Here is a 1,499-nt window from a genome sequence, read left to right on the forward strand (position 1 = left end):
GCGCGGGCGGCTTCCACGGCGGCGTTCAGCGCCAGGATGTTGGTCTGGAAGGCGATGGAATCGATCACGCCGGTGATGTCGGCGATCTTGCGCGAGCTGTCGGTGATCTGCCCCATGGTGCTGACCACCTGCGACACCACGGCGCCGCCGCGCGCGGCCACCTCGGCCGCGGTGGTGGCGAATTCGCTCGCCTGGCGCGCGGACTGCGCGCTCTGCTGCACGGTGCTGGTGAGCAGCTCCATGGACGACGCGGTTTCTTCCAGGTTGGCCGCCGTCTGCTCGGTGCGCTGGCTCAGGTCGTGGTTGCCCGAGGCGATCTCGGTGCTGGCCGTGGAGATGCTGCCCGACGCTTCCTGCACCTGGCGCACCAGGCCGCGCAGCGAGTCCTGCATGCGGCCCATGGCGGTCACCAACTGGCCCACCTCGTCCTGCTGCGTGGCATGCACCTCGTGCGACAGATCGCCGCTGGCGATGCGCTCGGCCAGATCGCGCGCCTGGGCCAGCGATTGCGTGATGGAGCGCACGCTGAAGAAGGTCAGCGGAATGAGCACCGCCAGCCCCAGCAGGAGCCCGCCGCCGATCGCGGCCGACATGAAGGCCGTGCGCGCTTCCACGCCCTGGCGCGCCTCCTCCATCTGCTGGCGCGCGGTGGTGGCCAGGCTGGCGAACAGCTGGTCGGTGGCCTCCATGTGCTGCTTGAGGCGGTCGGCATAGGCGCCGCCCCCAGCCCCGTCGATCTGCGCGCGCTCGATCTGCTCGAAGATGGGCGAGATGCCGGCTTCGTACTGCTTGATCTCGGCGAGCGACTTGTCGATGCCCTCGACGAAGGCGGCATCCCCCGCCTGGGCCTGCCGCACGTCGGCCAGGCTCTTGCGCAGCGCGGCGAGCGTCTTGCCCCAGCTGTCGCGCAGGGCCGACACTTCGACCGAGTTGTTGAAGTTGATGATGATGTCCTTCTCGGCCCGGCGCAGATTCCCCAGTGTGGTGCGCAGTTCGGCCATGTCGGTCAGGGTCTGCACGCGCTGCGAAAACAGCACCTGCAACGTGTCCCGCGTACGGTCCAGGGCGAGATAGCCCATGGCACCGATGACGACGAGGAGCACCAAGGAAAAGATCGTCCCGAAATACAGGCGGGTGCGAATCGACAGGCGGCCCAGAGCGTTCATGGCTCTCCTCTACAAAATGTTACTTGAGCGTTAGCAATAACCACGCCACCAAAAAAACACGGCCTCGTGGGCCGCATCGGCGATCACTATATGCGGCGCCCTGCCAATAGCCGACGGGGTATTCACCGAGGGGCCAACACGCGGCGCCATGCCCTCACACCGTGCAGTGGAAAACAAATTGTCACAAATGGAGGGCAAAGTCACTGCCATCGCGACCGCGCCGGCCCGCGCCTTCCGGCCCCGCCATGGCGCCCGCCACACCTTCGGACTCCACATGGCACACCCCTTCACTGCATCTCCCGCGTCCCACGCATCCCCTGCCCCCACTGCCCC

1 protein-coding gene is annotated in these 1,499 nt (G+C 67.1%); it reads right to left on the reverse strand.

The window, feature by feature from the left end; all coding sequences use genetic code 11:
* Nucleotides 1–1,166: methyl-accepting chemotaxis protein (locus tag AC27IQ_RS24410; RefSeq protein WP_487091121.1), on the reverse strand; the 1,166-nt coding region annotated here is incomplete at its 3' end.
* Nucleotides 1,167–1,499: the final 333 nt, after the last annotated feature.

It is taken from the genome of Acidovorax sp. KPB24-07 (assembly GCF_057543315.1).